The organism is Pseudomonas umsongensis, assembly GCF_002236105.1.
Taxonomy (GTDB): Bacteria; Pseudomonadota; Gammaproteobacteria; order Pseudomonadales; family Pseudomonadaceae; genus Aquipseudomonas; species Aquipseudomonas umsongensis.
On record NZ_NIWU01000003.1, the window covers coordinates 234243 to 259414 of the forward strand.

The 25172-nt window shown below is 60.2% G+C and carries 21 protein-coding genes; 11 read left to right on the top strand and 10 right to left on the bottom strand.

All coding sequences use genetic code 11. The annotated features are described in order from the left end of the window. The first annotated feature begins 39 nt into the window (after positions 1-39). Positions 40-1182, top strand: a complete 1143-nt coding sequence (locus PSUM_RS17670; RefSeq protein WP_020797897.1) for an MFS transporter — start codon at positions 40-42, stop codon at positions 1180-1182. 78 nt (positions 1183-1260) lie between these two features. Here PSUM_RS17670 and PSUM_RS17675 read toward each other — a convergent pair whose 3' ends face one another. Both PSUM_RS17675 and PSUM_RS17680 read right to left on the bottom strand, forming a co-directional pair. Continuing rightward, positions 1261-2829 carry a phospholipase D family protein gene (locus PSUM_RS17675; RefSeq protein WP_042955424.1) on the bottom strand — a complete coding sequence of 523 codons (1569 nt, stop codon included), beginning with the start codon at positions 2827-2829 and terminating at the stop codon, positions 1261-1263. Between the two features lie 60 nt (positions 2830-2889). Beyond that, entirely contained in the window at positions 2890-4323 is a 1434-nt protein-coding gene (locus PSUM_RS17680) for an aminotransferase-like domain-containing protein (protein ID WP_020797895.1), read from the bottom strand. A 179-nt stretch (positions 4324-4502) separates the two neighbouring features. Between PSUM_RS17680 and PSUM_RS17685 the strand changes: the two genes are divergently transcribed. After that, complete coding sequence (locus PSUM_RS17685; RefSeq protein ID WP_020797894.1) at positions 4503-4748, top strand: DUF1127 domain-containing protein; 246 nt, start codon at positions 4503-4505, stop codon at positions 4746-4748. Between the two features lie 140 nt (positions 4749-4888). Here the strand turns inward: PSUM_RS17685 and PSUM_RS17690 are convergent, their stop codons facing one another. Beyond that, entirely contained in the window at positions 4889-6202 is a 1314-nt protein-coding gene (locus PSUM_RS17690; protein WP_083349909.1) for an NAD(P)/FAD-dependent oxidoreductase, read from the bottom strand. A gap of 146 nt (positions 6203-6348) precedes the next feature. Here PSUM_RS17690 and PSUM_RS17695 point away from each other — a divergent pair, with 146 nt between their 5' ends. Further along, positions 6349-6702, top strand: a complete 354-nt coding sequence (locus PSUM_RS17695; protein WP_083349908.1) for a YkgJ family cysteine cluster protein — start codon at positions 6349-6351, stop codon at positions 6700-6702. 38 nt (positions 6703-6740) lie between these two features. Here the strand turns inward: PSUM_RS17695 and PSUM_RS17700 are convergent, their stop codons facing one another. After that, positions 6741-7229 carry an Lrp/AsnC ligand binding domain-containing protein gene (locus PSUM_RS17700; protein ID WP_003177284.1) on the bottom strand — a complete coding sequence of 163 codons (489 nt, stop codon included), beginning with the start codon at positions 7227-7229 and terminating at the stop codon, positions 6741-6743. Positions 7230-7386: 157 nt separating this feature from the next. Here PSUM_RS17700 and dadA point away from each other — a divergent pair, with 157 nt between their 5' ends. The 6 genes from dadA to PSUM_RS17735 all read left to right on the top strand — a co-directional run bounded on the left by dadA (position 7387) and on the right by PSUM_RS17735 (position 15092). After that, positions 7387-8691, top strand: a complete 1305-nt coding sequence (gene dadA, locus PSUM_RS17705; protein WP_033044263.1) for a D-amino acid dehydrogenase — start codon at positions 7387-7389, stop codon at positions 8689-8691. 119 nt (positions 8692-8810) lie between these two features. Beyond that, positions 8811-9884: an alanine racemase gene (gene alr / locus PSUM_RS17710; RefSeq protein ID WP_020797890.1), complete on the top strand. Its 1074-nt coding sequence runs from the start codon at positions 8811-8813 to the stop codon at positions 9882-9884. Between the two features lie 127 nt (positions 9885-10011). Beyond that, complete coding sequence (locus PSUM_RS17715) at positions 10012-10560, top strand: cupin domain-containing protein (protein WP_020797889.1); 549 nt, start codon at positions 10012-10014, stop codon at positions 10558-10560. Positions 10561-10742: 182 nt separating this feature from the next. Further along, positions 10743-11159: a c-type cytochrome gene (locus PSUM_RS17720; RefSeq protein ID WP_020797888.1), complete on the top strand. Its 417-nt coding sequence runs from the start codon at positions 10743-10745 to the stop codon at positions 11157-11159. Between the two features lie 499 nt (positions 11160-11658). Beyond that, positions 11659-12951, top strand: coding sequence for a group II intron reverse transcriptase/maturase (ltrA, locus tag PSUM_RS17730; protein WP_083348477.1), 1293 nt, complete (start codon positions 11659-11661; stop codon positions 12949-12951). A 218-nt stretch (positions 12952-13169) separates the two neighbouring features. After that, positions 13170-15092 (top strand): acetyl-CoA hydrolase/transferase C-terminal domain-containing protein, encoded by a 1923-nt coding sequence (locus PSUM_RS17735; protein WP_083349907.1) that lies wholly within the window; start codon positions 13170-13172, stop codon positions 15090-15092. A 130-nt stretch (positions 15093-15222) separates the two neighbouring features. Here the strand turns inward: PSUM_RS17735 and PSUM_RS17740 are convergent, their stop codons facing one another. Further along, positions 15223-15795, bottom strand: a complete 573-nt coding sequence (locus PSUM_RS17740; protein ID WP_083349906.1) for a xanthine phosphoribosyltransferase — start codon at positions 15793-15795, stop codon at positions 15223-15225. A 57-nt stretch (positions 15796-15852) separates the two neighbouring features. Continuing rightward, entirely contained in the window at positions 15853-17862 is a 2010-nt protein-coding gene (gene rep / locus PSUM_RS17745; protein WP_020799400.1) for a DNA helicase Rep, read from the bottom strand. Between the two features lie 254 nt (positions 17863-18116). On the opposite strand from rep, the gene PSUM_RS17750 reads away from it, so the two are divergent. Next, positions 18117-19790 (top strand): putative bifunctional diguanylate cyclase/phosphodiesterase, encoded by a 1674-nt coding sequence (locus PSUM_RS17750; protein WP_020799399.1) that lies wholly within the window; start codon positions 18117-18119, stop codon positions 19788-19790. A 44-nt stretch (positions 19791-19834) separates the two neighbouring features. Here the strand turns inward: PSUM_RS17750 and PSUM_RS17755 are convergent, their stop codons facing one another. Then, complete coding sequence (locus PSUM_RS17755; protein WP_083350200.1) at positions 19835-21229, bottom strand: NorM family multidrug efflux MATE transporter; 1395 nt, start codon at positions 21227-21229, stop codon at positions 19835-19837. 157 nt (positions 21230-21386) lie between these two features. Between PSUM_RS17755 and PSUM_RS17760 the strand changes: the two genes are divergently transcribed. Continuing rightward, a complete protein-coding gene (locus PSUM_RS17760; RefSeq protein WP_020799397.1) occupies positions 21387-22307 on the top strand; it encodes a LysR substrate-binding domain-containing protein in 921 nt (306 codons plus the stop codon). A 40-nt stretch (positions 22308-22347) separates the two neighbouring features. Here the strand turns inward: PSUM_RS17760 and PSUM_RS17765 are convergent, their stop codons facing one another. Genes PSUM_RS17765 through PSUM_RS17775 form a run of 3 tightly spaced genes read right to left on the bottom strand, consistent with a single transcriptional unit; the run spans position 22348 to position 25156 of the window. Next, positions 22348-23850, bottom strand: a complete 1503-nt coding sequence (locus PSUM_RS17765) for a vWA domain-containing protein (RefSeq protein WP_083349905.1) — start codon at positions 23848-23850, stop codon at positions 22348-22350. 57 nt (positions 23851-23907) lie between these two features. Further along, complete coding sequence (locus PSUM_RS17770; RefSeq protein WP_033039480.1) at positions 23908-24414, bottom strand: hypothetical protein; 507 nt, start codon at positions 24412-24414, stop codon at positions 23908-23910. Between the two features lie 4 nt (positions 24415-24418). Next, complete coding sequence (locus PSUM_RS17775; RefSeq protein ID WP_020799394.1) at positions 24419-25156, bottom strand: hypothetical protein; 738 nt, start codon at positions 25154-25156, stop codon at positions 24419-24421. Positions 25157-25172: the final 16 nt, after the last annotated feature.

The window sequence follows — 25172 nt, forward strand, 5'->3', positions numbered from 1 at the left end:
TGCCGCCTGTAAAAATAACAATCCACAGGAGCGTGGAACATGCGTTGGGCGACGTATTTCGCCGTATTGGCGTCTGTCTTGAGTGTCGGCCTGGCCCTGGGTGTCAGCATGCCGCTGGTGTCGTTTCGCCTGGAAAGCTGGGGATACGGCTCGTTTGCCATCGGCGTAATGGCCGCGATGCCGGCCATTGGTGTTTTATTAGGCGCGAAGATTTCCAGTCACCTGGCAGCGCGTCTCGGCACAGCCAATCTGATGCGCTTGTGTTTGTGGGGTGGGGCTGTGTCCATCGGCCTGCTGGCATTGTTGCCCAGCTATCCGATCTGGCTGGTGCTGCGCTTGTTGATCGGTGTGGTTCTGACCCTGGTCTTTATCCTCGGTGAGAGCTGGATCAACCAACTGGTGGTCGAAGAGTGGCGCGGGAGGCTGGTGGCGCTGTACGGCAGTAGTTATGCGTTGAGCCAATTGGCTGGGCCGATATTGCTGGGCGTCCTGGGCACCCAGCACGATTATGGCTTCTGGGTTGGCGTCGGATTGCTGGTGGCGGCACCGTTGCTGTTGTTGGGCCGCAGTGGTGCGCCCAGTAGCGAGGCCTGCAGCGTGACCTTCGGTGATTTGCTGACCTTCTGCCGTGGCCTGCCGGCGATTGCCTGGGCGGTGTCGCTGTTCGCGGCGTTCGAAGCGATGATCTTGACGTTACTGCCGGTGTATTGCCTGCGCCAGGGCTTCACCACGGAAATCGCCCTGGCGATGGTCAGCACGGTGGTGGTGGGGGATGCGTTGCTGCAATTGCCAATCGGCGCGCTGGCGGACCGGATGTCGCGCCGAGCATTGTTCACCTGGTGCGCGATGGTCCTGCTGGTGTCGAGCCTGGCGATCCCGCTGCTGATCGACACTCTGATGATCTGGCCGCTGTGGGTGCTGTTCGGCGCCAGTGCTGGCGGGCTGTTTACCTTGTCGCTGATCCTGATTGGCGAGCGTTATCGCGACGATGCGCTGGTCCGAGCCAATGCCCACATCGCACAGTTGTGGGGCATCGGTTGCCTGCTCGGGCCGTTGATCGCCGGTGCTGGCAGTCAGTGGATCAGCGGGCACGCGTTGCCATTGCTAATGGCGGCGGGAGCGTTTGGCCTGGTGATTCTGCTGTCGCGCCAAGGGGCATTTGGCGCCGTACAGCCAGCATAAGATCAAAAGATCGCAATCTTCGGCAGCGCCTGCAGGCGATCGCATTTCAGTGGCAGGACTGCCGAACGCTCGGGTCTTTTAAAGCATGCGCTCCAGTCCCACTGTAGTGCTGAGCCAGGCATTGAAGCGTCGCCACCAACTGGCCGGCTCTTCGGTGAGGGTGTGCATCTTGCCGTCGTCTTCGGTCACCCATACCACTTGGCCATTCTCCAGCCGCGCCTGATAACTCAGGGCTGGCGCCATGCCTTCCAATGCCAGTTCGCGCACGCGGGCCGCGAGTTCCGGGCTGTCCACCAGCACGCCGACTTCGGTGTTCCACAGTACCGAGCGCGGATCGAAGTTGAATGAGCCGATGAAAGATTTCTGTTGGTCGAAGATGATCGCCTTGCTGTGCAGGCTGGAGTCGGACTCGCCATAGGACCTGCGGGAAAACAGGCGCGGTCCGCTGCCGCTTTCATCGCCGGGCTGGCGGCGCAGTTCGAAGAGTTGTACGCCATGCTCCAGCAACGCCTTGCGATACGGGGCGTAGCCGCCATGCACCGCCGGTACGTCCGTGGCCTCCAATGAATTGGTCAGCAACCTCACCGACACGCCGGCATCGGCGCGGCCGGTCAGATACACCAGGCCCGGCTGACCGGGCACGAAATAAGCGGAAATCATCACCAGTTCTTTACTGACGCCATCGAGTTCGGGTGCTAATTGGGTGGTCAGCAGCAGGTGCGGGTCTGGCTCGCCGTCCGCAAGCACTTTACTCGGTGCATCCCACAACGCCTGGTTCCAGGCCCAGATCAGCTCTTTGCGCCAGGTATCCAGGCGCGGGTCCGTGGCAAACTTCCTCAACTGCTGAAAGAGCGCATGGTTCTGTTTGCGTGATTGTTCCAGGGATTCTTCCAGTCGGGCCCGGGTATTTTTCAGGTCCTGTGCGGTCGGTTTGCTCGACAGAAACTGTTCGACCGGTTTGCTCAGGGCGCTATTCCAGTATTGGTCGAAACTGTGCCCGAGCTGCTCCGCGACCGGGCCGACGCCGAGGATGTCGATGTCGGTAAAATTCAGATTGGGTTCGGCATCGAAATACTCGTCACCCAGATTACGCCCGCCGACGATGGCCATGCTGTTGTCCGCCAGCCACAGCTTGTTGTGCATGCGCCGATGTTGTTGTGACAAGTTGAACAAGCGACCCATGGTCCGCGTTACGCCGGTGCTGCGCCCCAGGTGCAAAGGGTTGAACACTCGAATCTGGATCTGCGGATGCGCTGCAAGCGTGGCGATGGTGACGTCCTGGCCGTCACTGGTGGTGTCGTCGAGCAGGATGCGCACACGCACCCCGCGGTCGGCGGCCTTGAGCAATTCCTCCACCAGCATCCGCGTGCTGACGCCGTCATGCACGATGTAGTACTGCAAATCGAGACTACCTTGGGCGTTGCGGATCAGTTCGGCGCGGGCGGTGAAGGCTTCGGTGCTGTCCGATAGCAGGCGAAAGCCGGATTTCCCTTCATGGGGTGCCGCCTGCGCCTGGACCGAACGGCCAAATGCCGAAGCGCTCGCCGGCAGCGCCTGGCTTTGTTCGCGCTGCACGTCGAGGCTGGCGCAGCCGCCAAGGAACGAAGCAAGTAACACCAGAGCTAGCAGGGGCTGTCTGATTCTCACGTGGGACCGTTCCGATTGGCGGCAGATGTTGGTATATGGACGCTAGTTTGCGCAGAAAGGTCAGTCAGTCAGCCCGTTGGTTTGCGCCAGCAGTTGGATGGCAGCGGCGCCGACCTTGCGCACAGCTTCTTCAACCTGTGCTGTTGGTTTGGCAGCGTAGTTCATGCGCAGGCAATTGCGGTACTTGCCCGAGGCAGAAAAGATGCTGCCGACGGCAATCTGTACGCCCTGATCGTGCAAGGCGCGATTGAGTTTCAGGGTGTCGAAGCCTTCCGGCAACTCGACCCACAGCATGAAACTGCCTTGCGGGCGGCTGGCGCGGGTGCCTGCGGGGAAATACCGCGTGACCCAATCGATCATCGCGTCGCGATTGCGCTGGTATTGCGTGCGCATGCGCCGCAAATGCGGTTCGAAATGACCGGCCTTGAGAAACTCGGCGATGGCGATCTGTGGCTGCGGCGCGGTCGAGCCGGTGCTGATGTATTTCATGTGCAGCACGCGCTCCAGATAGCGTCCCGGCGCGACCCAGCCAATGCGCAGGCCGGGAGCGAGGGTCTTGGAAAACGAACTGCACAGCAGGACACGACCGTCTTCGTCGAAAGATTTGATGGTGCGCGGGCGAGGATAGCTGTAGGCCAGCTCGCCATACACATCGTCTTCGATGATCGCCACGTCAAAGCGCTGTGCAAGCGTCAACAGTGAGCGTTTGCGCGACTCCGGCATGATATAGCCCAGCGGGTTGTTGCAGTTGGGGGTCAACTGTATGGCCTTGATCGGCCACTGTTCCAATGCCAGTTCCAGTGCGTCCAGACTGATCCCGGTGAGCGGGTCGGTGGGGATTTCAAGGGCTTTCATCCCCAGGCCCTTGAGGGTTTGCATGGCGCCATGAAAGCTCGGCGAATCCACAGCCACGATATCGCCTGGCTCGCAGATCGAACGAATGCTGGTGGACAGCGCCTCGTGACAGCCAGTCGTTACCACCAGGTCGCCGGGGGCCAGTTGGCAGCCGGAATCGAGCATCAGCCGGGCGATCTGCTCGCGCAGTTCCAGGTTGCCGTGGATGTTGTCGTAATACAGGCCGGGCATGTCTTGTCGGCGGCTGAGCTGCGCCAGGCCGCGCAGCAGCGGCTTGAGGGTCGGCGTTGTGATGTCCGGCATGCCGCGACCCAGTTGCACCACATCCTTGCGCGGCACCGCACGGATCAGCTCCAGCACCTGGTCCCATTGGGAAATGTCTACCGGCCGCTGAGCCGGGCGACCCACCGCTGGAAGTTCGGGTAGATCGCGGCTGACCGGTACGAAATATCCGGATTTAGGCCTTGGCGTGGCCAGTCCGCTGTCTTCCAGCACGCGATAAGCCTGCTGCACCGTGCTCAGACTGACGCCGTGTTCAACACTCAGCGCGCGCACCGACGGCAATCGGTCACCGGGGCGATAGAAGCCTTGTTCGATTCGCGTGCCGAGCAGTTCGGCGAGGTTGACGTAGAGAGTCATGGTGCAGTCTCGTCTGAGGTCGTGGGATTGACCAGTACAGATGGAGCAAAAAATCAGGATTCAGTACCTACAGCGTTAAATCTGTATGGAGATAATACACTTTGGTTGAATCTGTAATGCTTTTCGCCGTCCACGCATCATGAAAGCTCTGGCTACCCAAGTAAACAGGAGCAATCAAAATGAACGGCTTGAGCGATGTGCGGCTGACGTTACACAGTCAGGAGCTGACGGCAGGGCAGGATCACGGTGCGCGCGAGGCGGACATGCGCGGCGCGCCGTCAGACCTGAAGCGCTGGGATCGGTTCTGGCGTCGTCTGCACACGCGCAAGGCATTGCTGGAATTGACACCCGCTCAGCTCAAGGATGTCGGGCTGACGCGTGAGCAGGCGCGGGAGGAGGGGCTTAAGCCATTTTGGCGGATTTGAGTCCTGTAGCGTTTTTGCGGACCTCATCGCGGGCAAGCCCGCTCCCACAATGACCCCGCCGGTCACAAATGCTGTGTACGACGAGAACCCTGTGGGAGCGGGCTTGCCCGCGATGGGGCCGCAAAGACCACAGCCAAATATCAGACCAACTCTTTGAGCCGATGCCACAACATCCCCAACGCCAACAACGGCGAGCGCAAATGCTTACCGCCGGGGAAAGTAATGTGCGGCACCTGGGCGAACAGATCGAAGCCACCGCTGTGCTGCCCGCTAATGGCCTCGGCCAGCAACTTGCCCGCCAGGTGCGTGGCGTTCACCCCGTGACCGGAATATGCCTGGGCGTAATACACATTTGGCTGATCTTTAAGTCGTCCGATCTGCGGTAGACGGTTGGCGCCGATTCCGATCATCCCGCCCCACTGATAATCGATCCTCACGTCGGCCAATTGCGGGAAGACGTCCAGCATTTTTGGCCGCATATAGGCGGCGATATCTTTCGGGTCCCGCCCCGAGTAATGGCAGGCACCGCCGAACAGCAGGCGGCGATCCGCCGAGAGTCGATAGTAATCCAGCGCCACCCGCTGATCGCAGACCGCCATGTTCTGCGGCAACAGTGCGTGGGCCAGTTCTTCGCTCAAGGGTTCGGTCGCGATGATATAGCTGCCGGCGGGCAACACCTTGCCGCTGAGTTCGGGATTGAGCTCATTGAGGTAGGCGTTGCAGCCCAGTACCAGCGTCTTTGCCCGGACCGAGCCTGTGGCTGTGTGCACCTTGACCTCGGGGCCGTAGTCGATGCGCGTGACGGCCGACTGTTCGAACAGTTTCACGCCCAGTTGCCGGGCGGCGGCGGCTTCGCCCAGCGCCAGGTTCAGTGGGTGCAGATGCCCGGAACCCATGTCGATCAAACCGCCGACGTAGCGGTCGGAGCCCACTACGGCGTGCATTTCATGGGGTTGCAGCAGACGGGTTTCGTAGCGGTAGCCGAGGCTGCGCAATTCTTCGGCGTCTTCGGCGAAACCTTCGAGATCACGGGGCTTGTTGGCCAGGTCGCAGTAACCCCACGTCAGGTCGCAGGGGATCAGAAAACGTTCGACCCGCTGTCGGACGATTTCAACTGCTTCCAGGCCCATGAGCTTCATCTGACGTACACCGTCGGCGCCTATCACGTTGGCAAACTGATCAAGGCCATGGCCAACCCCGCGAATCAGTTGCCCGCCATTGCGGCCGCTGGCGCCCCAGCCGATTTTATGGGCTTCCAGCAGCACCACGCTCAGGCCGCGTTCCGCCAGTTCCAGCGCTGTGTTCAACCCGGAGAAACCGCCCCCGACCACGCAGACGTCAGCCATCTGTTCGCCGGACAGCACCGGATAGTCAGGCTGAGGCAGGCTGCTGGCGGCGTAATAGGAGGCGGTGTGCCGGTGATTCGGGACAGGCTGCTGGGCACGGCCATTCATGTGCGTGATCCTGATGGGTGTGTCTAGAAAATTCGACGGAGCATAAGCCGGACCTCGAAGGCGGGCAACACTGGTCGCTCGGTGCTGTCTGGTTGGGGATTTTTACGTCAGAATCTGCCTCTGTTTCGAGATCGGTAATAGTTTGGATGAGCTGCAACAGTCAGAAAATTCGCACGTTGCGCCAGCAGATTCCCTCGTTCGAGTGCGTCACCGGCTGCCATGACTGCTGTGGTCCGGTAACAACCTCGCCGGAGGAAATGTCCCGCCTGCCACGCAAGAGCCGCGCCGAGCAGGATGCGGCGATGGATGAACTCAACTGCGTCCATCTGGGGCCGAACGGCTGCACGGTGTATGACGAACGGCCGCTGATCTGTCGGCTGTTTGGCACTACACAAACACTGCCATGCCCCAATGGGCGGCGGCCGGTAGAGCTGATTCACCCTCGGGTCGAGAAGCAGATCCATGAATACATGGCCAGCACCCGGCAGGTTCTTGTTTGATCGTTCCCACGCTCCGCCTGGGAACGATCCATGTCGAGTCAATCCGGAATCGGCAGGCTCAAGCTCTCTTTCACCTCTTCCATCACGATATAACTCTTGGATTCGCGCACATGCGGCAGCTTGAGCAGGATGTCGCCCAGCAGTTTGCGGTACGAGGCCATCTCCGATATCCGCGCCTTTACCAGGTAGTCGAAGTCGCCTGATACCAAGTGGCACTCCAGGACGTGGGGCAGTTTCAGCACGGCGCGTCGGAATTCTTCGAAGGTATCACCGGACTTGTAGTCGAGGCTGATCTCGACGAATACCAGCAGGCTTCCCTTGAGGTGCTGCGGATTGAGCCGGGCGTTGTAGCCCATGATGATCCCTTCGCGCTCCAGGCGCCGCACCCGCTCGGTACAGGGCGTGGTCGAGAGCCCGACCTTTTCCCCAAGTTCCGTAAAAGATATGCGCCCATCCGCTTGCAGGATCCGCAGGATATTGCGGTCGATCTTGTCCAGCTCACGTTTGGTTTGAGTGTTGGTACGCATAGGGGATGCGCCTCCGTGAAAAGGGTTTTTGCCGAGAATTGTCGCCAAATATAGGCGCTTATATAGTGAAAAGCACTGGCAAATCTTTTTTACACTGCGCACATCCGAAGCTTTGAACAACAAACGTCAGCGGTTAGCCGCGATGAGGGAAATGAAAATGCGCGTTATGGTCTTGGGTAGCGGCGTCATCGGTACCACCAGTGCTTATTATCTGGCACGCGCCGGGTTTGAAGTGGTGGTAGTGGACCGGCAGCCGGCTGCTGCCATGGAGACCAGTTTCGCCAACGCCGGGCAGGTCTCGCCGGGCTATGCCTCGCCGTGGGCCGCGCCGGGTGTGCCGCTCAAGGCTATCAAATGGCTGTTGCAGCGCCATGCGCCCCTGGCGATCAAGGCCACTGCCGACATCGATCAGTACCTGTGGATGGCACAGATGCTGCGCAACTGCACCGCCAGCCGCTACGCGGTGAACAAGGAGCGCATGGTCCGCCTGTCCGAGTACAGCCGTGACTGCCTTGACGAACTGCGCGCCGAAACCGGTATTGCCTACGAAGGCCGCAGCCTGGGTACTACTCAATTGTTCCGCACCCAGGCTCAGCTCGATGGCGCTGCAAAAGACATCGCCGTGCTGAAAGAGTCCGGCGTGCCGTTCGAACTGCTTGACCGCGAAGGCATTGCCCGCGTCGAGCCGGCCCTGGCCAATGTGACCGACATCCTCGCCGGTGCCCTGCGCCTGCCGAACGACCAGACTGGCGACTGCCAGATGTTCACTACCAAGTTGGCAGAGATGGCCACTAACCTTGGCGTGCAATTCCGCTTTGGCCAGGACATCCAGAGCCTCGACTTCGCCGGTGACCGCATCAACGGTGTGTGGATCGATGGCAAACTGGAAACCGCTGACCGCTACGTGCTGGCGCTCGGCAGCTACTCGCCGCAATTGCTCAAGCCGCTGGGCATCAAGGCGCCGGTGTATCCGCTCAAGGGTTACTCCCTGACCGTGCCGATCACCAACCCGGCGATGGCCCCGACTTCGACCATTCTCGACGAGACCTACAAAGTCGCGATCACCCGTTTCGACAACCGTATCCGCGTTGGCGGCATGGCGGAAATCGCCGGTTTTGACCTGTCGCTGAACCCGCGTCGGCGCGAAACCCTGGAAATGATCGTCAACGACCTTTATCCTCAGGGCGGCAATCTGGCCGAGGCCAGTTTCTGGACCGGCCTGCGTCCGACCACGCCGGACGGCACGCCGATTGTCGGCGCTACCCCGTTCAAGAACCTGTTCCTGAACACCGGTCATGGCACCCTCGGTTGGACCATGGCGTGTGGCTCTGGCCGCTTGCTGGCCGACCTGATGGCCAAGAAAAAGCCGCAGATCAGTGCCGAAGGGCTGGATATCTCCCGGTATGGCAGCAACCGTCAGGAGCCTGCAAAACATGTCAATCCAGCGCCGGCTCACCAGTGAGCCCACGCTAGGCGCGCTGCGAAAGCGATAATGCGAGATCCCTCTCCCGGTGCTACTGGCGGTTATCGCCGCCCGCAGCGCCGGTTTTTTTTTAACCGACCGACCAGAAGTCTGCCGCCATGCGTCCTGCCCGTGCCCTGATCGACCTCCAAGCCCTGCGTCACAATTACCAGATCGCCCGTGAAGTCACGGGTGCCCGTGCTCTTGCGGTGATCAAGGCCGATGCCTACGGCCATGGCGCGGTGCGTTGCGCCCAGGCGCTGGAAGCCGAGGCGGACGGGTTTGCCGTGGCCTGCATCGAAGAAGCCCTGGAGTTGCGGGCGGCGGGCATTCGCGCGCCCGTCCTGCTGCTTGAAGGTTTTTTCGAAGTCGATGAACTGCCGCTGATTGTCGAGCATGATTTCTGGTGCGTGGTGCATTCGCTGTGGCAACTCGAAGCGATCGAGAAAGCTGCATTGAGCAAGCCGATCACGGTCTGGCTCAAGCTCGACTCGGGCATGCATCGGGTCGGCCTTCATCCGAAGGACTATCAGGCAGCCTATCAACGGCTGCTGGCCAGCGGCAAAGTTGCGAAGATTGTGCTGATGAGCCATTTCGCCCGTGCTGACGAATTGAACTGCCAGGCCAGTGCCGAGCAGGTCGCGGTCTTTGAAGCGGCGCGTCAGGGCTTGTCGGCCGAGGTCAGCCTGCGAAATTCCCCGGCGGTGCTGGGTTGGCCGCAGATTCCCAGCGACTGGGTTCGCCCGGGGATCATGCTGTACGGCGCCACGCCGTTCGAGGAAGCCAACGCCGTGGCCTCGCGCCTGCAGCCAGTGATGACCCTTGAATCGAAGGTGATCAGCGTCCGTGAATTGCCTGCTGGAGAGCCGATCGGCTACGGCGCCAAATTCATTACCCAGAAGCCGATGCGCGTTGGCGTGGTGGCCATGGGGTATGCCGATGGCTATCCGCGGCTGGCGCCGACCGGGACGCCAGTATTGGTCGCCGGGCAACGCAGCCAGTTGATCGGCCGGGTGTCGATGGACATGCTGTGCGTCGATCTGACTGACATTCCACAAGCAGGCCTGGGCTCGACCGTCGAGTTATGGGGCAAAAACATCCTCGCCAGCGACGTGGCCATCGCCGCCGGCACGATTCCGTACCAGATCTTCTGCAACCTGCGCCGGGTGCCAATGCTCTATTCCGGGAGCTAGGGCAAAGCCGCCCAGACCGGAAGTCGCCTCGCCGAACAGGATTCAGGTCAAGGTGTTGTAAATACTGAACGCTGTCGCCATGATAACGCTCAATATTCCAGCAACCTGAATCCTTGGAGGCGCAAGCTTGGACGTCGGTGAACGACTGCAATCAATCCGCAAGCTCAAAGGTCTTTCCCAGCGTGAGCTCGCCAAACGCGCGGGCGTCACCAACAGCACGATTTCGATGATCGAGAAGAACAGCGTCAGCCCCTCGATCAGTTCGCTGAGGAAGGTGTTGGGCGGGATTCCCATGTCCATGGTCGAGTTCTTTTCCGAAGAAATCCTGCAGGAAATACCGACTCAGATCGTCTACAAAGCCAACGAGCTGATCGATATTTCCGATGGTGCAGTGACCATGAAACTGGTCGGCCGGGCTCACCCGAGCCGCGCTATCGCATTCCTCAATGAAATCTACCCGCCAGGCGCCGATACCGGTGAGGAAATGCTCACCCATGAGGGCGAGGAAACCGGCATTCTGCTCGAAGGGCGGCTGGAACTGGTGGTTGGGCTTGAAACTTTTGTGCTCGAAGCTGGCGATAGCTACTACTTTGAAAGTACCAAGCCGCATCGTTTCCGTAATCCATTCGATGCGCCGGCGCGACTAATCAGCGCAGCAACACCCGCGAACTTTTAAGGAAAGAGGCGTCCTGCCAGCACGACGGAGGCACTTGAGCCGTTTGACCGTTGCGCAACAAGACCCCTTCGACTTTGGGGTTGTTTCAGTGTCGCGGGCTTACCGCTATACTTGCGCCCGCCTGCGAACCGTGGCCGTAGGCGTGACTAGCCACCATTGAGGGTGAACGCGTGAATCTAATTATGAAAATGCTGGCCGTACCAGCAACCGTATTGGCCCTCTGGGCTGCCAGCGCTCAAGCTGCGACCAATGACGAAATCGCCAAGCGCCTTGAGCCAGTCGGCCAGGTCTGTGTCCAGGGCAAAGAGTGCAAGGGCATGGAAGTCGCCGCTGCTGCTGGCGGCGGCGGTGGTGCAAAAACCCCGGATGAGGTGATTGCAAAACATTGCAACGCTTGCCACGGTTCAGGCTTGTTGGGTGCACCGAAAATCGGTGATGCCGCCGCCTGGAAAGAGCGTGCCGATCACCAGGGCGGCCTCGACGGCATCCTGGCCAAAGCCATTACCGGTATCAACGCGATGCCACCTAAAGGCACCTGCGCCGACTGCTCCGACGCCGAGCTCAAAGGCGCCATCCAGAAGATGTCCGGCCTGAAATAAGCCTGAGTCTTCCTGCTGAAAAGCCGCTTTCGAGCGGCTTTTTTTGTGTGCGCCCAGCATGGGCGCAATCTTGTGGGTGAAAGTCCCGCCGTAAGCTGACCACAGCGAACGAAGTGAAGCGCAACTGCATGAGGGCGACCGAGTGTGGGGAGGAAGCGTGAATCGAAGCCATGAGCCGATGTACAAGAACCGGATAAAAGGCAAAGCCGATCAGGGCGAGCGGGCACAAAACCGCGAAGCTTTTGTGGTCAAGGATCAGGCTGTGTAAATCCGGCGGTTGTGTGGTGAAGGATTGCGTTCTTACCTGGGGAGATCTCGCCTTGTGCCTGAAAGGGCGACGGCGCCAGCCGGAGCGAGAAGTCAGCAGAGGCCGTAGTAGTCTTTTTTTTTTGACGAAGGGCCGAACGAGAGAAAGCGTCATAGGCCATGTTGATGCGAAAGACCGGAAGTCAGATGCCTGCCAAACGCGGGGCGGACGGAGATAACGAGCGGTGAAACCGTGAGAGATCCCATCAGCGACGAGGTCAATCGCCCGCAAGATGAACCCTATAACGCAGGGCAAGGGCTGCTGGAGCGGGCCTTTGCGAGAGAAAACCTGAAGCAGGCGTGGAAGCGGGTCAAGGCCAACAAAGGTGCAGCGGGAGTCGACGGTCTGAACATAGATCAGACGGCCGAGCATCTGCTGACCCAATGGGTCGTGATTCGTGAACAGCTTATGTCTGGTGTCTACCGGCCCAGTCCGGTACGCCGAGTGGTCATTCCCAAGCCCGACGGCGGTCAGCGCGAGTTGGGCATTCCCACGGTCACCGACCGCCTGATCCAACAGGCGTTGCTGCAAGTCTTGCAACCACTACTCGATCCGACTTTCAGTGAACACAGCTACGGTTTTCGCCCGGGGCGCAGTGCGCAGGACGCCGTTTTGGCGGCCCAGCGCCACGTGTCCTCGGGACGCAAAGTGGTGGTGGATGTTGACCTGGAAAAGTTCTTCGACCGGGTCGATCACGACATTTTGATGGAGCGCTTACGCAAACGGATCACGGATCGGGCGGTTATCCGGCTGATTCGTGCGTATCTGGATGCAGGAACGCTGATCAATGGCGTGGTCGAGAAAAGCCGCTGCGGGGCGCCGCAAGGCGGCCCGCTGTCGCCGTTGCTGGCGAATGTGCTGCTGGACGAAGTGGATCGGGAGCTTGAGCGTCGAGGTCATTGCTTCGTGCGTTATGCCGACGATGCGAATGTGTATGTTCGCAGTCATAAGGCGGGGGAGCGGGTAATGGCTCTGCTGAAGCGTCTGTATGACAAGCTGCACTTGAGTGTCAACGCGAGCAAGAGTGCAGTGGCGAGTGCGTTTGGTCGCAAGTTCTTGGGCTATGAGATGTGGTCAGCCCGCGGCGAAGTCAAGCGTGCTGCATCCTATAAAGCGCAGAAGCAGTTCAAGCAGCGAATACGCTGGTACACCCGACGCTCGTGTGGCCGTAGCTTGCAGCAGATTGCTGATGAGCTGCGACCTTACATTTTGGGCTGGAAGGCTTACTTCGGTTTGTCGCAAACCCCAGCCGTCTGGCGTGAGTTGGACGAATGGATGCGACACCGATTGCGAGCTATCCAGCTTAAACAATGGGGGCGTGGAACGACGACGTATCGTGAGCTACGAGCACTTGGTGCAAACATCCAGGTGGCACAGAAGGTGGCGGGAAATACCTGCCGCTGGTGGCGTAACAGTCGTCTTGATCTGAATCGCGTGCTTAATATTGCGTGGTTCGACAGGCTGGGATTAGTGCGTCTCTCATAACCTCAATCTCTCGAACCGCCCGGTGCGGACCCGCATGCCGGGTGGTGTGGCAGGGGAACGGCCTGTGAAGGCCGTCCCCTATGCCGATGCCTGCGATTTCGTTAATCGCTCCTACAGGGTTTCCTGTGTGGGTCGATTGTTTTTAATGGGCTGGTCAATGCAGCAAAGACCCGGCAAGCTCGGTCCAACCTCACTCATGGAATGTACGGGAGGATCGGATGGTACAGCTGTGTTCTATCGAGCAAGCGGTCGATGAAGTGTTGGCGAGGTTGCCGGCGCATATTCACATGGGCTTGCCCTTAGGATTGGGTAAGCCCAATCACTTCGTCAACGCGCTGTATCAACGAATTGCTCAGTTGCCTGAGCGACGGCTGACGATTTACACCGCGTTGTGCCTGGGACGCCCGCCCTTGGGCGATGGCTTGCAAAAGCGCTTCCTTGAACCCTTTATCGAACGGGTTTTCGGCGATTATCCGGAGCTGGAGTTCCTCGCCGACCTGCGTCGCGATGATCTACCGGGCAACATTCACATCCAGCAATTCTTCATGCAGCCCGGCAGTCTGCTCAACAGTGCCACGGCGCAACAGGATTACGTCAGCAGCAACTACAGCCATGCCGCCCGGGACATTAACGCTGCCGGTTTGAACTTGATTGCTCAATTGGTGGCCAGTCATCCCGAACATCCCGATCGCTTGAGCTTGAGTTGCAACCCGGACATCACCCTCGACCTGCTGCCGATGATTGCCAGGCGCCGTGCAGAAGGGGAGACGATCCTGATGGTCGGGCAGGTGCACGACGATTTGCCCTACATGCCCGGTGACGCTGAAGTCGGCATCGACACCTTCGACCTGTTGATCGACGAGAAAGACAGCACCACGCTGTTTTCCACGCCGAACATGCCGGTGGGTTTCCAGGATCATTTCATTGGCCTGCACGCCAGCTCACTGGTGCGTGATGGCGGTACCCTGCAGATCGGCATCGGTTCCATGGGCGATGCGCTGACCGCTGCGTTGCTGGCGCGTCAGGCTGACAACGACGCCTATAAGGCTTTACTGAGCGACCTGAATCTCGACCCGTGGGCGCAACTGATTGAGCGCGAAGGTGGCATCGAACCATTCGCCAAAGGCTTGTACGGTTGCAGCGAAATGTTCGTCAACGGCCTTCTGGTGCTGGCTGACGCCGGGATCGTGCGGCGCAAGGTTTACCCGGACGTGCCGACCCAACGGCAGGCCAATGCCGGCACCCTCGACGAAGCGGCGCAAACCGACGGTATTTCGGTGCACGGCGGCTTCTTCCTCGGCCCACGCAGTTTCTATCAGCGGCTGCGCGAATTGCCGCAGAGCAAGCGTCTCGAATTCAACATGACCCGCATCAGCTACATCAACGAACTGTACGGGCAGGAAGAGCTCAAACGCCTGCAGCGGCTCGATGCACGATTTATCAACACCGCGTTTACCGTAACCCTGCTAGGCGCCGGTGTGGCGGATCAGCTTGAAGATGGGCGCGTGGTCAGCGGGGTGGGTGGACAATACAACTTCGTTGTCCAGGGCCATGCGCTGGAAGGTGCGCGTTCGGTGTTGCTGCTGCGTAGTTGGCGTGAGTCGGCGGGTGACGTCAGTTCCAATATTGTCTGGGAGTACGGTCATTGCACCATCCCCAGGCACCTGCGGGACATCGTGGTCACCGAGTACGGCATTGCCGATCTGCGCGGCAAGACGGATGCGGCGGTGATCGAAGCCCTGTTGAACATCAGCGACTCGCGTTTTCAGCCGGGCTTGATCGAGCAGGCACGGAAGGTCGGCAAGTTACCGAAGGATTTCCATCTGGATCCGCGTTTCACCGACAACACACCACAGCGTTTACAGGCGATTGAAGCGCGTCATTCGCGGTTGTTTCCGGAGTATCCGCTGGGTTGCGATTTCACCGACGTGGAGCGTGACCTGTTACGGGCGCTGAACTGGCTCAAGAGCAAATTCAAACTCAGCGAAGTGCTGGAGTTGGGCAAGGCTGCGCTCGATGCGCCGGAGCCTTCTTCGTACCCGGAACATCTGGAACGGATGCAACTGACCAGCCCGGATGGCTTGAAAGAAGACCTGTTTCAGCGGTTGCTGCTAACCGGCCTGAAGGTCACCGCGCAATAACTAACACCACAAAACAAATGTGGGAGCGGGCTTGCTCGCGAAAGCGGTGTGTCAGTCAAAGTTGATGTCGACTGACCCACCGCTTTCGCGAGCAAGCCCGCTCCCACAGGGGAGATGCGGTGTGGCGGCTTTACTCGATGAAGGTCACGACGCCGTCAGCCAGCGACTGCACGCGCGCCAGCGACTCAACGCGATAACCCTGGGCATCCAGCTCCGCACGACCGCCCTGGAACGACTTCTCGATCACGATCCCCAAGCCGGCCACGGTGGCACCGGCTTGCTTGATGATCGAGATCAGCGCCTGGGACGCCTTACCGTTAGCCAGGAAGTCATCGATGATCAGCACGCGGTCGCTGCTGGTCAGGTGGCGCGGAGAAATCGCCACGGTGCTTTCGGTCTGCTTGGTGAACGAGTAGACGGTCGCCGACAGCAGGTTTTCAGTCAGGGTCAGGGACTGATGCTTGCGCGCAAAAATTACCGGCACGCCGAGGTTCAGGCCGGTCATGATTGCCGGCGCAATGCCCGAGGCTTCGATGGTGACGATCTTGGTGATGCCCGAATCCTTGAACAGCGTGGCGAATTCATCGCCGATCAGCTTCATCAGGGCCGGGTCGATCTGGTGATTCAGAAAGGCGTCGACTTTCAGGACCTGATCGGAAAGCACGATGCCTTCTTCGCGAATTTTCTTGTGCAGTGCTTCCATGAAGCTGTCCTCGTTTGGCGCCTTTTGCGCCGAAGGTCTAAATAAATGTGGTCAATTCTAGCGCTTTAACATCGCGCGTATATCCGCCAATGCGCTATTGCCACGCACGGCTTTGACTTCGGTCGGTGTGTCGTCGTTGCCTTCCCAGGCCAGGTCGTCCGGCGGCAGTTCATCGAGGAAGCGGCTCGGTGCGCAGTCGATGATCTCGCCGTATTGCTTGCGCTTGGCGGCAAAGGTGAAGGCCAGGGTCTGGCGCGCGCGGGTAATGCCCACGTAGGCCAGGCGCCGCTCCTCTTCGATGGTGTCGGCTTCGATACTGGAACGGTGCGGCAGGATTTCTTCTTCCATGCCCATGATGAACACATAGGGGAATTCCAGCCCCTTGGAGGCGTGCAAGGTCATCATCTGCACGCCTTCGGCACCGTCTTCCTCCTCCTGCTGGCGCTCGAGCATATCGCGCAGCACCAGCTTGCCAATCGCGTCTTCGACGGTCATTTCGCCTTCTTCGTCCTTCTCGAGCGTGTTTTTCAACGCTTCGATAAGGAACCACACGTTGCCCATGCGGTAGTCGGCGGCCTTGTCGCTGGAGCTGTTGGTGCGCAGCCAGTTCTCGTAGTCGATGTCCATGACCATGCTGCGCAGGGCCGAGATCGGGTCTTCGCCGGCGCATTGCTCGCGGACCTTGTCCATGAAGCGCTTGAAGCGCGACAGACGATCGGTGAAGCGGCTGTCCAGATGCTCGCCCAGGCCGATTTCGTCGGTGGCGGCATACATCGAGATTTTTCGCTCGGTGGCGTAGTTGCCCAGTTTCTCCAACGTAGTCGAGCCGATCTCGCGGCGCGGCACGTTGATCACGCGCAGGAAGGCATTGTCGTCGTCCGGGTTCACGATCAGGCGGAAGTAGGCCATCAGGTCTTTCACTTCCTGGCGCCCGAAGAAGCTGTTGCCGCCGGACAAGCGATAGGGAACCTGGTGATGCTGCAACTTCAGTTCGATCAACTTGGCCTGATAGTTACCCCGGTACAGGATCGCGAAATCGCTGTAAGGCCGGTCGGTGCGCAAGTGCAGGCTGAGGATTTCCACGGCCACGCGCTCGGCTTCGGCGTCTTCGTTGCGGCAGCGGATCACGCGGATCTCGTCACCGTGACCCATTTCACTCCACAGCTGCTTTTCGAATTCGTGGGGGTTATTCGAAATCAGTACGTTTGCGCAGCGCAGGATGCGGCTGGTGGAGCGGTAGTTCTGCTCCAGCATCACCACTTTCAGGGAAGGGTAGTCTTCCTTGAGCAGCATCAGGTTTTCCGGGCGGGCGCCGCGCCAGGCGTAGATCGACTGGTCGTCGTCACCTACCACGGTGAACTGATTGCGCTTGCCGATCAGCATTTTCACCAGCAGGTACTGGCTGGCGTTGGTGTCCTGGTATTCGTCCACCAACAGGTAACGCACCTTGTTCTGCCACTTTTCCAGGATGTCGGCGTGCTCTTCGAACAGCTTTACCGGCAGCAGGATCAGGTCGTCGAAGTCCACCGCGTTAAACGCCTTGAGCGTACGCTGGTAGTGGGTGTAGACAATGGCGGCGGTCTGTTCCTTGGGATTGCGCGCGTTCTCCAGGGCCTGGGCCGGCAGGATCAGGTCGTTTTTCCAGGCGCCGATCATGTTCTTGATCTCGTCGACGCCGTCGTCGCCCGAGTATTCCTTTTGCATGATGTCGGTCATCAGGGACTTGACATCGGTCTCGTCGAAAATCGAGAAACCGGGCTTGTAGCCCAACCGCGCGTGTTCCTTGCGGATGATGTTCAGGCCCAGGTTGTGGAACGTGCAGACCGTCAGGCCGCGGCCTTCACCGGCGCGCAGCAGGGTGCCGACCCGCTCCTTCATCTCGCGCGCGGCTTTGTTGGTGAATGTCATGGCGACGATGTACTGGGCGCGGATGCCGCAGTTCTGGACCAAGTGGGCAATCTTTCGGGTGATTACGCTGGTCTTGCCGGAGCCTGCACCGGCGAGCACCAAAAGAGGGCCGCCGACATAGCTCACGGCTTCTTGCTGCCGGGGATTGAGTCGGGACATAGGTAAATTCAGGAGTCAGTCACGAAATGGGCCGGCATTTTAACAGGCTCAGAGAATTGTGCTGCTCTCTCCGACTTGTGACGTACAGCGCGATCTGTATTTGCCGGTTTTGTTACTTTCACGCAGGATGCACGACGAATTCGCGTCTAATGTTCGTAATTCCGGATACAAAGGCCTCGGATGTCCATTGGTCATCAGGGATCGGCGCGGCATAATGCCGTCGCCTACATCTTTGCAGAGTCTAGGGAGCTAGCTTGTCTACGCCTGTCGAACCCTTGCGTTTGCTGCTATTGGCCGAAGAGCCAGCGTGGGCAGCGTTGTTGCGCGAGTGTCTGGCTCCGATGGGGAGCTTGGCCGTGCTCATCAGTGCGCCGAGCTGGGAGTCGGTCAGCAGTCTGTTCGATGACAACCGCAGCGCGGTGTTGTTGACGATCCCGGCTCTCCAGCCGGCGCCGGGCCGTTGCTGCCTGCCGACGGTGTTGCTGCTCGAGCATGAACCCGTGACCGCGCCCGACGGTGTAAGCGACTGGCTGGTGCGTGACCATCTTGACCCGGGCATGTTGCGCCGTTGCCTGCGCCATGTGCGTGAGCGCGGCTTACTGGAAAACACCCTGCAACGCCTGGCCGAGCAGGATCCGCTGACCGGCATCGCCAACCGCCAGGGTTTCCAGACCCTCTTGACGGCGCGGCTGGCGGAAAACGATGGTCGTGGCCTGGCCCTCGGCCATCTTGACCTCGACAACTTTCGTTACGCCAATGATGCCCTCGGCCACCAGGCCGGTGACCGCCTGATCCTGCAAGTGGTCGCGCGGCTCAAAGGCCAGCTTGAGGCCGGCGATCAACTGGCGCGATTGGGCAGCGATGAGTTCGCCTTGCTGATCGACACCCGCCGCGCTCCTGAGCGCGCCGAATGGATGGCCGAGCGCATTACCGAAGCGTTGGCCGAGCCTTATTGGGTCGACGGCGAAAGCCTGCTGATCGGCTCCAGCCTGGGCATTGCCCATGCACGAGCGCAGGCGGGCGCCGACCCGTTGATGTGGCACGCGCATATCGCCATGCAGCAAGCGAAAAGCACCCAGGGCTGCACATTTCATATTTTCAACGAACGCATCAACCGCAATGCCCGCAGTATCGCCGACCTCGAAACCGAGCTGCGCCGGGCCTTGCGCCGCGATGAGCTGGAACTGCATTACCAGCCGCGAATGAACCTTGAAGACGGGCAAATCGTCGGCCTCGAAGCCTTGGTGCGCTGGCGTCATGCCGAGCGCGGCTTGCTGCCACCGAGCGAGTTCGTGCCCCTGGCCGAGCAGAGCGGTTTGATCGTGCCGCTGGGTTACTGGGTCATTTCCCGGGCATTGCGCGATATGCAGGCGTTGCTTGAGCTAGGTTTGCCGCCGTTGCACATGGCGATCAACCTGTCGTTCCGGCAATTTCAGGACAGCCAGTTGCTCTCGACCCTGAGCCGGCTGATCAGCGAGCGCGGAGTCGAAGCGCAGTGGCTGGAATTCGAACTGACCGAAACCGCGGTCATGCGCCGCAGCGACCTGGTCAAGCAGACCATGGACGCCCTTGGGCGCCTGGGCGTGCGCTTCTCCCTCGATGACTTCGGTACCGGCTTTTCATCCTTTGTGCACCTCAACAGCCTGCCGATCACGTTGTTGAAGATCGACAAGAGCTTTGTCGGTGGCATGGAGCAGCGCGAAGAAAACCGTCAACTGGTGCACGCGATGATCAACCTGGCGCACAACCTCAATCTGGAAGTGGTTGCCGAGGGCGTGGAGACGCCGGAGCAACTGGATCTGTTGCGCGGGTTCGATTGCGATCAGGTGCAGGGGTATCTGATCAGCAAGCCGTTGCCGTTGGCGGAGCTGGTGGAGTACCTGATGTTTGACGGCAATCAGCAGGCGCCGCTGGAAATCGTGGTCTGAACACAAAACCTGTAGGAGCTGGCAAGCCAGCTCCTACAGAGTTTTCATTCGGCCTGGATGGCGTCGAAATGTCCTGGCACCGGCTCCCGCCGAATCATCCGCTTCATCTTCCATTCAAACGCCAGCGTCAGGGCCACCGCTGCACAGGCCAGTCCCAGTGCCAAGCCCCACCAGACGCCCGTTGGCCCCCAATTCAATTGGAACGCCATCCACCAGGCTGCCGGGGCGCCAATCAGCCAGTAACAGCCCAGGCCCACCAGGAAGGTGGTCTTGGCGTCCTTGAGCCCACGAATACAGCCCATGGCGATGGTTTGCGTGCCGTCGAACAGCTCGAACCATGCCGCCACTGCCAGCAGGCTCACCGCCAGGTTGATGACATCGCGAAACGCGGGGTCGTTGTGATCGAGAAACAGCCCGACCAACTGATTTGGCAACAGCCAGAAGACCATCGCAAAGCACAGCATCGCCACCGCGCCAAAAGCCAGGCCCACCCTTCCGGCTAGCCGTGCGTCCAGTAACTGCCCGGCGCCGTAGTGCTGACCGATGCGCATGGTGATCGCGTAGGAAATCCCCGCGGGCACCATGAATGCCACCGAGACAATTTGCAGGGCGATCTGGTGCGCCCCCAGCTGCGTGCTGCCCATGGTGCCCATGCACAAAGCGGCGAAGGCAAACAGCCCAACCTCCACGGCGTAGGTGCCCCCAATCGGCAGCCCCAGGCGCCACAGCTCCTTCAGGTACTGTCGGTTGAGCCGCAACAGACCCCGGCGCAGGGGATAGGCGTCGTAGGCCGGGTGCCGGCGAATGTGCCACGCCAGCGCCAGCGCCATCAGGTTGGCGACAATTGCCGTGACCAGGCCAATGCCCATCAGCCCCAGTTTCGGCAAACCGAACATCCCGGTGATCAACGCGTAGTTCAGCAGGAAGTTGGCGACGGTGCCCCCCAGGCTGATAACCATGACCGGCGTTGCCCGGCCGATCGCGCTGGTGAAGCCACGCAGGGCCATGAAGCTCAGGTATCCGGGCAGGGCGAACGGCAGGAAGATCAGGAATTGACCGGCCGACTGGACGTTGCTTTCGGTCTGGCCGAACAGCAGCAGTACCGGCTTGAGGTTCCACAGCAGCAAGCCCGCCACCAGCGCCATCAGCCAGGCCAGCCATAACCCGGCCTGGGTCAACCGGGTCGCGCCGAGGATGTCGCCCGCACCCTGGCGGATCGCCACCAGGGTGCCGACCGCCGCGATCACGCCGATGCAGAAAATCGACACGAACGAGTAAGTCGCCGCACCGAGCCCGCCGCCCGCCAGGGCCTCGGGGCTCAGTCGCGCCATCATCAAGGTGTCGGTGAGGACCATCAACATGTGCGCCAACTGCGAGGCGATCAGCGGCCCCGCCAGCCGCAGGATGGCCCAGAGTTCAATACGCGCTGGATGCTGCATGGTCATCACGCTCGATTATCAAAGGAGACAGGAAAGCGTCGATTCTCGGCGCTCTACGGGGATTGCACAAAGGGATAAAAAGGATGGGTAGCATGATTCAAACTCATGCTGGAGATTTTCTGCTAGGGTATTCAAAACCGCTGTAGGAGCTTTCCTGATGTCGCGTCGTCTTCCTCCTTTATATGCTCTGCGCGCATTTGAAGCAGCGGCGCGTCACACATCGTTTACCCGGGCTGCGGAAGAGCTGTCGATTACCCAAAGCGCGGTCAGTCGGCATATTCGTACGCTCGAAGAGCATTTTGCCTGTCGGTTGTTTCACCGCAGCGGGCGAAACCTGCAACTCACTGAGTCGGCGCGGTTGATCCTGCCGGGCATTCGCGACGGTTTCTCTGCCCTGGAGCGCGCTTGCAATACCTTGCGCGCCGAAGACGACATCCTGCGTATGAAAGCCCCGTCGACCTTGACCATGCGCTGGTTGCTGGCGCGGCTCAGCCGTTTTCGGCACCTTCAACCGGGCAATGAAGTACAGCTGACCAGCGCCTGGATGGACATCGACTCGGTGGACTTCAATCAGGAACCGTTCGATTGCGCCGTGATCCTCAGCAACGGGCATTTCCCGCCGGACTGGGAGGCTACTTTGTTATTTCCAGAGGAACTGATTCCGGTGGGCGCGCCCAATCTTCTGAACGATCAGCCGTGGGACGTCGCACGGCTGGCCAGCACCGAACTGCTTCACCCAACGCCCGACCGTCGCGACTGGCGCAGCTGGCTGGAGCGCATGGGCCTGACTGACCAGGTCTCACTCAAGGGCGGCCAGGTGTTCGACACGCTGGAGTTGGGGATGATCGCCGCCGCCCGAGGCTATGGCGTGTCCATGGGCGATTTGTTGATGGTGGCTGAAGATGTTGCGCAGGGTCGCCTGAGTTTGCCGTGGCCGACGGCGGTCGCCAGCGGTGAGAATTATTACCTGGTCTGGCCGAAAACCCGCCCCGGAGGTGAGCGTTTACGCCGCCTCAGCGTTTTTTTGTTGGGCGAGGTTCGGGCCATGGAGTTACCGGCGGTCGAGCACTTGAGCTGAATCATCGCCGGCAAGCCTCAATGGCGGATCCGTCGCCAAGCTAATCACACTTGGCATTGCTGGATACTTCCTTGCTCGCCTGTTTCAACAGGTTACCCAACTCAGCTGCGTTGGTGCTGTTGTAAATCCGACCTCCGGTATTTTCAGCGATACAGCGTGACGGGCCGCCCGCACCGATTTTCACCACGTTGACCCGCAGGCGTGGTTGTTCCCTGGCGATTCGACGGGATACCGCGCATACGTCCTGTCCGCAACCGTCTTCGCCGTCGACGAACATCACGATCACGGCATCGTTATTGCGCCCGTCGACCGTGCTCGCCGCGTGGGCCAGGCTGTCGGCCAGCGGTGTGCCTTCGTCGGGAACCAGGCCTCGAATCCCGTTGATCAACCGCGGGCGGTCGCCGAACTTGAACAAACCCCGGTCCGGCGTTCTTTCGCAGCCGGCAAAGGTGATCAGGCGTGTATCAATCTTCGGGTCCAGCCCGTTGATCATGCCGGCCAGCGACTCCTTGGCGACGTCCATGCGGCTGGGCTTGGCGGTAAGCCGCATCGTGCGGTTCGGGTCCAGCAGCTTGTTGATGTCAGGACCGTAGAACCAGTCCTCGTCGGCTCTCACTGCCTTGATGTTCAAATCCATCGAACCCGAGGTGTCGAGCACCACCACGAACTGCGGGACCTCTGACTTCGGCGCTGTTTTGCGGCATGCGAAATTGTCCAGCGTCGGGGCTGGGGGCGGGGCTGGTGGCGGGGCAGCCACTACCGGTTTTGGTGGTGGAACCGGTTTGGGTGGCGGGGCCGGCTTGGGTTCCGGTACGGGGGCCGGTGCCGGTTTTGGTGGTGGGACCGGCTTGGGCTCCGGCACCGGTTCTGGCGTGGGTTCGGGTGCCGGAACAGGTTTCGGTTCCGGTTCCACGACAGGCGCGGGGGCGGGCTCAACCGGTTTCTCAAGCGGTTTCTCAGCCGGCGTAACCACCGGCGCCACAGGCGCTACAGGCGGAGCCACGACCACCGGCTCATGGTGCAGGAACCACCAGAGCCAGAGCGCCAGAAGCAGCAACAGCAGCGCGAGCAAGGCCGCCGCGATCCACCAGCCACGCCGCGACGGCGGCACGACCGGTACCACCGGAATCACTGGCGGCACAATCGGTTTGGGCGGTCGCTGGTTCCAGCGCACCACCAAAGGCTCACCGTTGAGGCTGTAGAGTTTGTCCAGCTCAGGCGTGCCGAGCAGGCTGCGCAGGTCTTGCGCTTCCGTCGGTTGACCGCGTTTTTGCAGTTCATCCGCCAGCTGTGCGAGGGACGTCTGACGCACCTCATAGGTTTCCAGCAAACGTCGTTGCGCGTCCTCGTTGAGATCGGCATAAGGTGTGGGTTGGCCACCCAGTTCGGTCCACCATTCCAGCACGTCGCCGCTGCCCATCCGCGGGATGGCAAACAAACTGGCGACGGTCGGCGGAAAGTGTTTCTGGATGAGGGCGACTTTGGCTTGCAGCGCACTCATCCCCTCCGATGTGGCTTGCGCATCCCTGATGACCCGCTGCATGACGACGATTCCTGAAAAAGTGCAGGCATCCGTCGGGATGCCCTGCGGGGTGAAAAGTTACTCTTCGTAGCCGAGGCTGAATTGCAGCTGGTTGACCTTCTTCTGCAACGTTTTCAGTTCTTGCTGCCTGGCCGCCAGTGCCGCGGGCGTTGCTTTGGCCGTTGGCGGCGCTTGCGTAGCCTTGAGTTGCTTCTCGAGGTCGGCAATCTGCTTCTGCACTTGGGCTTCATTGCCACGCCGGGCCTTGAGCGAGTTCAGCAGCTGCGTCAGCGACTGATTCAGCGCCGCCTGGGATTTCTGCTGGCTGGCCAGGTCGGCCTTGGTGCTGAGCTGCTGGGCCTGAATGTTCTCGTACACCTGACGGAACATTGCGTTTTGCTTTCGGGATTCGCTCAGGGCCTCTTCTTTCTGCTTGACCTGATCGCTGTAACCACCGGAATAGTCGCAGTTCATCTTGGTCAGCATGCTGCTGTCGCGATTGGTCGCATCGCATTCGCCGGGCTGGGTCGCGCAACCGCTCAGGGCCAGGACGGCAGTGATGACCATCAGTTGTCTTGGTGTCATGTGTTTAGCCCAGGGTGATTGCGGAGCGTTGGCTGTACAGCGCGTCGACTTCCTTCTGGAGGCTGACGACTTTCTGGTTCATTCTCTGAATGTTCATCTCCACTTGCCTGATCTCGGCGCTGCTGCCTTGCGAACGCTCGGCGTCTGCCACCTTGCGGTACTCGGTGACTTTGGTCCGCATGTTGGCAAGGTCTTTGCGCAGGCGCGCGATGTCCGAATCGATCCCGGCGATTTGCGCCTGGGCTCTGCTCTTGTCGACTTTCTTGTTGGCGATGTCCTTTTTGATCTGGGCAATTTGCGCACGGTCATCATTGATCACTTGCTGAGCGGTCTCAGTCCGGGCGATCACTTTCTGCGTGTCTTGTTCGACGTCGCTGTTCATCTTCGCCAAGCGGGTGGTGGTGTCGGCGTATTCAGCGCGACGTTGATCCAGATAATAGTTCGCACCCATGGCCACGCCACACGCGGTAATACCGGCAGCGATGACGCACACGGTTTTGTTGCTGCTGTTGGACAGCGCGCAAGCGAGGATGCCGACACCGGCGCCGACGGCGCAGGCCTGGTATCCGGACTTGCTGAAGAACTCTGCGTCATTGCCCTGGGTCAGGCGCGGGTCGGTACCGTCGCCTTCACCTTCGCCGAGCATGGAGCTGCCGGTGTTGGCGCAACCGGTCATTAGCAGGCTGCTGGCGACTACGAAAGCGATCTGTAGTTTGAAGCGAGTCCAAAGGCTGCGCGACATGGTGAAACTCCTACGT